This window comes from Pseudomonadota bacterium, from assembly GCA_023229365.1.
Taxonomy (GTDB): domain Bacteria; phylum Myxococcota_A; class Polyangia; order JAAYKL01; family JAAYKL01; genus JALNZK01.
Genome location: JALNZK010000121.1, coordinates 1 through 9,813 on the forward strand (window position 1 = coordinate 1; position 9,813 = coordinate 9,813).

Sequence of the window (9,813 nt, forward strand, 5' to 3'; positions counted from 1 at the left end):
GGCGTAGTCCCACGCGGTGGTGGGCGACGGGATCGTGACGCGGTGGATCGTGAACGGTTCGCCGTCCATGTTGAGCGCCGCCCCCATGACGGCGACGTTCGCCTCGACGACGTCGTCGGCTTGATCCGTGGGGCTGCCGGAGGTCGCCGCCGGAAAGTCGATCATCAGGATGTCCGTCGGCGTGAGCAGCTTCGCGTACATGTCGACATGGCCGGTGCCGGTGTTCGGCGGCGGCGTGAGCCAGATGACCTGCTCGCAGCCCAGGTAGTCGGCGAGGATCTCCTCCACCTCGCCGATCGTGTCGGCGTCCGGGTTGCCGACGTCCCAGTTGTCGTCCGCGATGTCGTTGGAGAGGATGCACGTGCCGTCCCCGTCGGTCTGGAAGTTCCCGCCCTCCATGAAGAGCGCCACGTCGTCGTCGGGCGTGTGATCCGTGCCCTCGAGCCCGTAGCGCGTGATGCCGAGCTGCGTCGCGAGGTAGTTCGGCACGTCGTCGTCGCGCCAGCGGGAGTCGTAGTAGTGGAGGTCTGCGAACGCGAGGTGTCCGTCGATCCCGCCCTCGTAGACGCTGATCGGGCCGAAGTCGCGGGCCCAGCGCGCGTCGAGCCCGTTCAGCGGCTCGACCACCACGGCGCGGGACATGTCCACGCCCATGCCGGCGAAGTACGCCTCGGACGTCGATGCCGAGCCCTCGGTGAGGATGATCGCCGGCGCGCCGTCGGGCTGCGTGCCTTGGATGATCATGTCGAGCAGCATCGACGACGTGCTCCAGTCGCCCTCCGAGACGACGAACGCCGCGACCGGCTCGAACTCCGCGGGCACGCGGTAGCCGGCGGCGGGCGGCGCCGGGAGCGGTCCCGGGAACTCCGGAAACGGCCTCTCCGGAGCGGGCGAGCGCTCGGCGGCGGTCCGCCACGCCGGGAGTGCGCCGTCCCGGATCGCGGCCTCCTTCTGGCCGAGGACCGAACGATCCGTGTGCCGGACCTGGGCCTGGACCGTCGTCGCTGCAGCCGACAACCCGATCGCGAGCGCGGCGATGATCAACCTTTGCATGGGTGCACCTCCCTGTGGCGATGGCTCGCCCCGTCAGAAAGAGAAGACCAGGCCGATCAGGCTCTCCTGCGCCCCTCTGCGGCCGGCCGTCGCGCAGCCGCAGCCGTCGTCGACAACGCCCCCGGGGACGTCCGCGTCGTCCGTGTCGGTGTCGGTGTCACCGTCCGAGTCCGTGTCCGAGTCGGAGTCGGAATCGGAATCCGAGTCCGAGTCGGAGTCGGTGTCGGAGTCGGTATCGGTGTCGGTGTCCGAGCACGCGGAGGTGTCGAACTGGCAGCCGGGCGTCGTGCACGCGAGCGCCCCGTCGCCCAGCCCGAGCGTCGCGCACGTCTCGCCGTCGAGATCGGCGCCGTCGCACTGCTCGAACAGGAGCTCGTCGATCTGCTCGTTGCCGCACGCCGAGGAGATCTGCATGGTCGTGCAGTGCACGGAGCCGCCGAGCGCGTAGATGTCGGTCGAGTCGATCCCGTAGACGGTATAGTCCGAGCCGAGCACGGATTCGTACGCGTCCTGGGCCGGGCCGTCGTAGGTCGTGCTGTCGTACGTCGGCATGAGCACGACGTGGTTCAGGATCACGGAGTTCGTGTACGTGGCGTAGTTCCAGGCGTAGGTCAGCCCCGGGATGGTGACGCGGTGGATCGTGAACGGATCGCCGTCCATGTTCGTCGCCGCCTCCATGATGTCGACGTTCGCCTCGATGATCGTGTCCGCCTGCGTGGTCTGGGTGCTGGGCGAGGCCGTCGGGAAGTCGATCATGAGGATGTCGGTCGGCGTGAGCAGCTTCGCGTACATGTCGACGTGGCCCGTGCCCGTGTTCGGCGGCGGGGTGAGCCAGATGACCTGCTCGCAGCCCAGGTAGGCCGCGAGGATGTCCTCGACCTCGGCGACCGTGTCCGCGTCCGTGTTGCCCTGGTCGTCGTTGTCGTCGTCGATGTCATTCGAGAGGATGCACGTGCCGTTGCCGTCGGTCTGGAAGTTGCCGCCTTCCATGAAGAGCATGACGTCGTCGTCCGGGGTGTGATCCGCGCCCTCGAGGCCGTAGCGCGAGATGCCGAGCTGCGTCGCGAGGTAGTTCGGGACGTCGTCGTCGGCCGGCCGGGAGTCGTAGTAGTGGAGGTCGGCGAACGCCAGGTGCCCGTCGCCCCCGCCTTCGTAGAGGCTGATCGGGCTGAAGTCGCGGGCCCAGCGCGCGTTCAGGCCGGCGGTCGGCTCCATGACGTGGACGCGGTCGAGATCCACGCCCTCGGCCTCCAGCGCGGCCTCCGTGGTGCCGACCGATCCCTCTGTGAGCACGATCGCCGGGGCGCCGTCGGGCTGCGTCCCGTTGAGCACCATGTCGACGAGCATCGTCGACACCCCCCAGTCGCCCTCGGAGACGATGAACGCCGCGACCGGCTCGAACTCGGCGGGCGCGCGGTAGCCGGCGGCGGGCGGCGCCGGGAGCGGTCCGGAGGTCTCCGGGAACGGCATCGAAGGAGCGAGCGAGCGCTCGGCGGAGCTCTGCCACGCCGGGAGCGCGCCGTCCCGGATCGCGGCCTCCTTCTGGCCGAGGACCGAACGATCCGTGTGCCGGACCTGCGCCTGGACCGTCGTCGCTGCAGCCGACAACCCGATCGCGAGCGCTGCGATGATCAACCTTTGCATGGTTACCTCCCTCGGGCGCCGGCGCGCCCGGCGGCATCGGTTTCAATCAAGGTGATGGTACCTCAGAAGGGTCAGGAAGGGTCACCCGTTCCGAACTCGGCGATCTCGCGTTTCATTCAAAATTTTCCATCGTCGGGTAAAACCGATTGACACCGAAGGTGACTCGCGCGTTTTTTAAACGTCAGGATTCGCGTTTTCAACATCACCGCAAGGAGGAACGAAATGACTCGGAGAATCGGGCTGCTGCTCATCGCCGTCCTCGTCCTGTCCACGGCCGGTTGCGGGGGGCCGTTGATGCTGAAGCACTCTCCGCTCACGGCGTCCGCCCAGGCGGCCACCCCGGTCGCGCTGGTCATCAAGGACGCGCGCGCGCAGGAGTTCGGCGGCGGCAACGACCTCGCCATCGGTCGGTTGCGGAATCTGGGCGGCGCGTCCAAGCCGTTCAATGCTGGGAACAGCGTGACCGGCGCTTTCAAGGCCCTGTTCACGGACGCGCTCGCGGCCGGCGGCTTCCAGGTCGTCGACGGCAGCCCGGTCCAGATCGAGGTCGACATTAGCACGTTCTTCATGGACGGGTACGTCGGGTACAAGATCGACTCGAAGATCGATGTGCGCGTCGTCTCAGGCGGCGCGGTCGTCCACCAGGCGCCGATCGCCGAAGTGGTCGCCTTCACGTACAACGTCCCGGGCGACCTTCCCGAGGCGTTCGATCAGATGATGGACAAGATCGCCCAGGACGCCGTTGCCATCTTCAATAGCGCCGAGGTTCGGACCGCGATCGCCCCGCAGTAACGCCGAGGTTCAGCCCGGATCGCGGCCTGCCTCTGCCCGAGCAGCGCGCGCTCCGTGCGGTTCTGCCGGATCGGCGGGAATAGGGCTTGTGGCCATCCGGAACGCACGTCAAAATTCGGTGCATGAAATACGAGACGATTCTGTATGAGAAGCGGGGAGAGGTGGCGATAGTGCGCCTCAACCGGCCGGAGCGCATGAACGCCGTGGTCGAGCGGATGTACCTCGATCTCACGGACGCACTCTCGGTCGCCGAGGTCGACGCCGGGTTGCGAGCGGTGATCCTCACGGGCTCGGTCAGGGTGAGGGACGGCGTCGAGAAGCAGGCCTTCTGCGCGGGTGCCGACCTGAAGAAGCACGACAGCGGCGATCGGTCGCACGCCGACAAGCGGGCCTATATCATGCTCGCCCACGAAACCGCGAGGCTGCTCTACGACTTCCCCAAACCGGTGATCGCCGCCGTCAACGGCCCGGCGCGCGGTGCCGGTGCGGAGATGGCACTGTGCGCCGACTTCATCCTGATGGCGGACTCCGCAACCATCGCGTTCACCGAGACCGGGCTCGGCACCTTCGTCGGCGGCGGCTCCACCCGTCACCTGCCGCGGTTGGTGGGCCCGGCCCGGGCCAAGGAGCTGATCTACACCGGCCGCGTCGTCTTCGGTCCCGAGGCGGTCGCGATGGGGTTGGCTCTCGAGAGCTGCCCGGTGGACCGGCTGATGGGGCGCGCCATGGATTTGGCCGGTGTCGTCGCGAGCAAGGCGCCGCTCTCCATCCGGCTCGCGAAGAAGCGGCTCCAGCAGCCGGCCGCGCTCGATCTCGACTCTGTCCTGCACCTGGAGGCGGAGGCGATCCTCTCGTGCATGGACACCGAGGACTGGCGCGAGGGGATCAGATCGTTCGCGGAGAGAAGAGAGCCGAGGTTCACGGGAAAGTGAGGCGGATGATGGGTCTCGACAGGGTATTCAACGCTCGGTCCGTGGCCGTGGTCGGCGCGTCGAAGGACGAGAAGAAGCGGGGCTATCAGGCGATCAAGGCATTGCTGGACGGGCGCTACGAGGGGGATATCTATCCCGTCCACCCCAGCGAGGAGCGGGTCCTGGGCCTGAAGTGCTACCCCAGGCTCTCCGATATCGACGGGCCGGTCGATCTCGCCCTGATCACCACGCCGGCCCATACGATTCCGGGGATCATCGAGGAGTGCGGCAAGAAGAAGGTGGCGGGCGCGGTGATCATCGCCGGCGGGTTCGGCGAGCTCGGCGGCGAGGGCAAGAAGCTGCAGACGAGAATCGTCAGGATCGCCCGGGAGGCCGGCGTCCGCATGGTGGGCCCCAACACCAGCGGCATGATCAGCGTCCACAACAACATGAACCTGGTGGGGCTCTCCGACATCCCCCGCGGGGACATCGCGCTCATCTCGCAGAGCGGCAACATGGCGCTCGCCCTCATCACCGAGGCCCGGATCAAGAGCCAGAAAGGGTTCTCGTACTACTTCGGGGTGGGCAACGAGGCCGACCTCAAGTTCCACGAGTACCTGGAGTTCCTCACCGCCGACGACAAGACGCGAGCGATCGTCATGTACGTCGAGGGAATGACCGACGGCCGCAAGTTCCTGCAGCAGGCGTACGAGACGACCGCGAAGAAGCCGATTGTCCTCCTCAAGAGCGGTCGCTCCATCAAGGGCGCCAAGTCGGCCGGGTCTCACACCGGAGCGCTGGCCGGGATCTCGGAGGTGGCCAGGACCGCGTTCCGCAGGGCCGGGATCACGGTGGTCGAGAACTCCGACGAGCTGTTTCCGGTGACCGAGGCGCTGGCGAGCCTGCCTCCCTTGAGGAACAACAAGGTGGCCATCCTGGCCGACGGCGGCGGGCACGCCACCATCGCAGCGGACATCCTCACCGAGTACGGGGTAGAGATACCGCGGCTCAAGAAGCGGACGCGCGAGAAGCTTGCCGAGGTGCTGTCTCCCAACGCGTCGCTTGTGAACCCCATCGACGTGGCGGGCAGCACCGACTCCGATCCCTCGGTCTTCGCCGAATGTGCCCGCATCCTCCTGGACGACGAGCAGATCGGCGGGCTGCTGCTCGTGGGGCTGTTCGGAGGCTACGGCATCCGGTTCGCCGACAGGCTCAAGTTCATGGAGGAGGATGCGGCCCACCAGTTGGGCAAGCTCGTCAAGAGAACCGGCAAGCCCGTCGTCGTCCACAGCCTCTACAACTTCGCGCGCCCGCACTCCCTCGATCTGCTGAGGTATTACAGTGTCCCCGTGCACGACTCGATCGACATCGCCTGCAAGTGCTTCTCGGCCCTGGGCGAATACGGCCAGTTCCTCGACTCCCGCCACAAGCGGCACAACTTCGTGTTCAACTGGGGGCACAAGGCGAACGATGAAGCGAAGGAGATCATCGAAGGCGCCTACGCCGACGGGCGGAGCTCGCTGCTGGAGCACGAGGCCAAGCGCGTGCTCCGGCTCCATGACGCGCCCGTCTCCGACGACAGGCTGGCCACGAGCGGGGAGAAGGCGGCCCGATTGGGCTACGACATCGACCGGCCGGTGGCGATGAAGATCGTCTCGCCCGACATCCTGCACAAGAGCGAGGCCGGTGGGGTGAAGCTGGGGATTACCAGTCCCAAGGAGGCGAGGGAGGCGTACAAGCTGATCATCAAGAACGCCAGGAAGTACAAGCCGAACGCCGACATCAGGGGCTGCCTGATCTCCCCCATGGCCGAGAGCGGGGTGGACGTGATCATCGGCACGAAGATCGACCAGCAGTTCGGGCCGGTGATCATGTTCGGCATCGGCGGCATTTTCGTGGAGGTGCTGAAGGACGTGGTCTTCAGGGTGCTTCCCCTCTCCAGGGAAGCGGCCAGGCGCATGATCTCCGAGATCAGGTCGGCGCCGATCTTCAACGGTTTCCGCGGCAAGCCGCCGATAGATCAGAACGCCATCGTAGAGTTGCTGATGATCGTTTCGGAGATCATCGAGGCCTATCCGGAGATCTGCGAGATCGATCTCAACCCCGTGATCGTCCGGCAGCAGGGCCTGTCCATCGTCGACGCCCGGATCATCCTGAAGGAGAGCAGGCCGGGCTGACGCCGAGCCGGAGAGCCAAGGGGCTCATGGAGGACGGTATGAAGAAGAAGAGCGGTACCCTGTTCGAGCCGAGGCGGTTCGACCGTATCCGCCTGTGGAAGGGGGTGGACGAGCAGCAGTGGAAAGATCCGCGCTGGCAGTTGCAGAACTCGATCCGCGACGTCGAGCAGCTCAGGAAGGTCATCCACCTGAGCGCCTTCCAGCAGCGAGAGATAGCCCGAACCGTGGAAACGCTGCGTTCCCAGGGGAAGCAGCCCCTGCGCATCACCCCCTACTACGCCTCGCTCATGCAGGCCGATCCTTTTCATCCGGAGATGCTGCCCGGCGAGAAGTCGCACGACAGGCTCGATCCCATCTTCTGGCAGAGCGTGCCCACGCCGGCCAACCTGATGTTCCCCGACACCGGCATCGAGGGCTCGATGGGCGAGAGCTCGCGCAGCTTCGGCGCGGCCTACCAGCGCTACCCCAACCGCGTGGCCCTCTTCGTGGCCCAGAACACGAGCTGCGCTTCGTACTGTGTGCACTGCCAGCGGGCCAAGTCCCTGGACAACACGGTGGAGGTGAACCGCGCGGAGATCGACCGGGGGCTCTTCTACATCGGCCTCAACCACAACATCAACGAGGTGTTGGTCACCGGCGGCGACGCGCTGATGGTGAGCCGCCAGCGTCTGCAGTACGTGTTGGAGGAGCTGAGCCGCATCGAGCACCTGCACGTCATCCGCGTCGCCACCCGCGTCCCGGTGGTCCTGCCCATGGCCGTGACCGACGATCTGCTGGAGCTGATCAAGGCGTCGGCCAACCGCTACTCCGGGCGTAACGAGAAGTACGTGTACTTCATGACCCACATCAACCACTACCAGGAGATCACTGCCGATCTGGCCGCGGCCGTGCAGCGGATCCGTGCACACGGCTTCACCGTGCGCAACCAGACCGTGCTGCTGAACCATGTCAACGACTACTACCGGACGCTGGCCGAGACGTTCCGCCGCATGTTCTGGATCGGCGTCCACCCGTACTACCTGCTGCAGTGTCACAAGGAGAGGGGCATCGTCCATTTCATCACCCCCATCCAGATCGGCAAGCTCTACATGAAGCACCTGCAGGGCTGGATGTCGGGCATCACCGTCCCCAAGTACGCCGTCAACGTGGAGGGCGGCGGCGGCAAGGTCCTGTTGATGCCCAGCGGCCACGACACCCTGAACCTCGGCGCCCCCATCGACTCCAAGATCTCGGAGAGCTTCGCCGCCGTGACCACCTGGGACGGCAGGGAGATCGTCCGCTACGAGGCGCTGGGACGGGCTTCGCGCGGCGAGTTCGAAGAGGCCGTGAGGATCATGGACGCCTTCATCGGCCGCCCCGGAGCGTTCCTGCCGCGGGTGATCATCGTCGACGAAGAAGGCCGGCACCTGGAGACGACCAACCGCACCAAGCTGCCCAGCCTCGAGAAGATGAAGAAGGCGCGGCTGATGGACTACGAGGTCATGGACGACGGCATGCCGCTGACCAACCCCGCCGACATCGCCGACGAGCTGGAAGAGAAATTCCGCCGCTCGAAGTTCGTCTCGTCCTGAGCGCGCCAGAGTCTAGTGTCGCTGGTAGATCGAGAACATCCCGACGTAGAGGTAGCCGAGCAGGAACAGCACGAGGAACGGGATGGAGACCCAGTGGCCGCCGCGGATGGCGACGGCGATCGTGGCGACGAAGTACGCCGCGAACAGGAGCTCGAGCAGCGGCACGAGCCCCTTCTTGGCGCGGTACGAGGTCTTGGCCCAGCCGGTGCGCTCGTTCTTCATGCCGTGCTTGGCCGTGCGCACGAACGGCGTCTCCAGCCCGAAGATCCCCTCGAGCACCGCCTTGGCGTTGTTGATCGACAGGCCGATGCCGAGCGACATGAGCAGCGGGAGCTTCGCGATCGCCTTCCAAGTCCCGCCGTAGAGCTGCTTGTGCGCGACGACGTAGAACGTCCCGATGGAGACCGTCGTGCCGAAGAACAGCGGCAGGTCGATGAGCAGCACCTCGCGCCAGCCGTGGTGCGTGCGGACGAGCAGGTTCGGCAGGAGGAGCAGCGCGAGGAAGATCATGAGCAGGTACGCGAAGTTGTTCGTGAGGTGGAAGAACGCCTCCAGCTTGACCTTGAACGGGACGTCCGACTTGAGGATCGTCGGCAGCATCTTGCGGCAGACCTGGATGGAGCCTTTGGCCCACCTGTGCTGCTGCGACTTGAAGCTCGCCATCTCGACCGGGATCTCGGCCGGCGCGGTGATGTCGGGCAGGTAGATGAACCTCCAGCCCTTGAGCTGCGCCCGGTACGAGAGGTCCATGTCCTCGGTGAGCGTGTCGTGCTCCCAGCCGCCGGCATCGGCGATCGCCTTGATGCGCCATATGCCGGCCGTGCCGTTGAAGTTGAAGAAACGGCCCGAGCGCTGCCGCGCGCCGTGCTCGATCACGAAGTGTCCGTCGAGCATGAGCGACTGGATCCGCGTGAGCATCGAGTACTGCCGGTTGAGGTGATCCCAACGCGCCTGGACCATGCCCACCCCTTCGTCCGAGAAGAAGTGCACCGTGTCGCGCAGGATGTTTGTCGGCGGCACGAAGTCCGCGTCGAACACCGCGACGAGCTCGCCCTTGGCCGTTCGCAGCCCGTTCTCGAGAGCGCCGGCTTTGTAGCCGGTGCGATCCGTTCGATGGATGAGGCTGATCTGGAAGCCGCGCGCCGCGACCTCCTCGGTCTTGGCCCGCGCGATCTCGGTCGTGTCGTCGGTCGAGTCGTCGAGCACCTGGATCTCGAACAGGTTCCGCGGGTAGTCGAACTCGACGACGGCGTCGATGAGGCGCCCGCAGACATACCGCTCGTTGAACAGCGGCAGCTGCACCGTGATGAACGGCAGCTCTTCCTCGCCGTAGATCCGCTTCGGTTTCGGAATGTGATCCTTGGTTTTGAAGAAGAGATAGACGAGCATGCTGCGGTGGAACCCGTAGATCGCGAGCAGGCCGAGGATCGACAGGTAGCAAACGATGAGCGTGTTCTCGAGCATGGGTGGCCTCCGCGCCTTGTCCGGTTTCCGTTGCCCGCGCGTTCAGTGCGGGGCGGATGGCCATTCGTAGGAGATCTAATTGTTTGAGTTGTCATCGAATTGTCATCGTTTGACGCGAGTTGTCTGCGGCGGCCAACTTGGCGAAAGAAGGGGAGAAATGGACGGAGTGGACGGGGTGGACGGAGTGGACGGGGAGGGGGA

General features: G+C 65.8%; 7 protein-coding genes. 4 read left to right on the forward strand and 3 right to left on the reverse strand.

The annotated features are described in order from the left end of the window. Positions 1-1,053, reverse strand: a 1,053-nt coding sequence (locus tag M0R80_26455) for an agmatine deiminase family protein (GenBank protein ID MCK9463180.1), incomplete at its 3' end; no start/stop codon positions are given. Positions 1,054-1,086: 33 nt separating this feature from the next. Then, positions 1,087-2,697 carry an agmatine deiminase family protein gene (locus M0R80_26460; protein ID MCK9463181.1) on the reverse strand — a complete coding sequence of 537 codons (1,611 nt, stop codon included), beginning with the start codon at positions 2,695-2,697 and terminating at the stop codon, positions 1,087-1,089. A 222-nt stretch (positions 2,698-2,919) separates the two neighbouring features. Here M0R80_26460 and M0R80_26465 point away from each other — a divergent pair, with 222 nt between their 5' ends. The 4 genes from M0R80_26465 to M0R80_26480 all read left to right on the forward strand — a co-directional run bounded on the left by M0R80_26465 (position 2,920) and on the right by M0R80_26480 (position 8,148). Next, positions 2,920-3,489, forward strand: coding sequence for a YajG family lipoprotein (locus M0R80_26465; protein MCK9463182.1), 570 nt, complete (start codon positions 2,920-2,922; stop codon positions 3,487-3,489). A 122-nt stretch (positions 3,490-3,611) separates the two neighbouring features. Beyond that, positions 3,612-4,421, forward strand: a complete 810-nt coding sequence (locus M0R80_26470) for an enoyl-CoA hydratase/isomerase family protein (GenBank protein ID MCK9463183.1) — start codon at positions 3,612-3,614, stop codon at positions 4,419-4,421. Positions 4,422-4,426: 5 nt separating this feature from the next. Beyond that, the gene (locus M0R80_26475) at positions 4,427-6,577 is read left to right on the forward strand and encodes an acetate--CoA ligase family protein (GenBank protein MCK9463184.1); all 2,151 of its coding nucleotides are present in this window, start codon (positions 4,427-4,429) and stop codon (positions 6,575-6,577) included. Positions 6,578-6,603: 26 nt separating this feature from the next. Then, positions 6,604-8,148 (forward strand): KamA family radical SAM protein, encoded by a 1,545-nt coding sequence (locus M0R80_26480; protein ID MCK9463185.1) that lies wholly within the window; start codon positions 6,604-6,606, stop codon positions 8,146-8,148. 12 nt (positions 8,149-8,160) lie between these two features. Here M0R80_26480 and M0R80_26485 read toward each other — a convergent pair whose 3' ends face one another. Beyond that, positions 8,161-9,612 carry a glycosyltransferase family 2 protein gene (locus M0R80_26485; GenBank protein MCK9463186.1) on the reverse strand — a complete coding sequence of 484 codons (1,452 nt, stop codon included), beginning with the start codon at positions 9,610-9,612 and terminating at the stop codon, positions 8,161-8,163. Between the last annotated feature and the right edge of the window lie 201 nt (positions 9,613-9,813).